1 protein-coding gene is annotated in these 462 nt (G+C 47.2%); it reads right to left on the bottom strand.

Annotated features, from left to right (window positions below; genetic code table 11):
• Nucleotides 1-91 precede the first annotated feature (91 nt).
• Nucleotides 92-462: IS200/IS605 family transposase (gene tnpA, locus JQM68_RS13660; RefSeq protein ID WP_235223565.1), on the bottom strand; the 371-nt coding region annotated here is incomplete at its 5' end.

The following is a 462-nucleotide window of genomic DNA, read 5'->3' as shown; positions in this document are numbered from 1 at the left end:
TCGATTTGCCATGTCTCACACTGGAGAGGCAGCGTCAAAACGAAGATGTGCTCGCTGGGTGATTTTCTTGCCATGACGCGGCCCCCTTTCATTAACGGGTTTTCTGGGTCTCTACGTAGCGGCGTATCGTTTCACTTGATACATTTCCTGCGGTACTGACAAAGTAGCTTCGTGTCCATACCGTAGGGCTTCGCAGTATATCCGAGAACTCACTTAACAGTACACGGGACGTGTTTCCCTTTACGATACGCATGATATCGGCGGGGCTATACTTTGGGAGGGAACTCAAAAACAGATGTACGTGGTCCACATGGCATTCCATGGCTAAAACTTCCATCTGGTTTTGCTCACAGATTTGGAGAACAGATTCTTTAAATCGGGTTTCCAGACCATCGATAAGAAATATCTTCCGTCGATAGCGCGGGCAAAATACAAAATGGTAGTTCAGCATTGAGACTGTTG

This window comes from Oscillibacter valericigenes (assembly GCF_021531435.1).
GTDB classification, from domain to species: Bacteria; Bacillota; Clostridia; order Oscillospirales; family Oscillospiraceae; genus Oscillibacter; species Oscillibacter valericigenes_B.
Note: the sequence above shows the minus strand (reverse complement) of the source record. Positions and strands in the feature narration are given on the sequence as shown.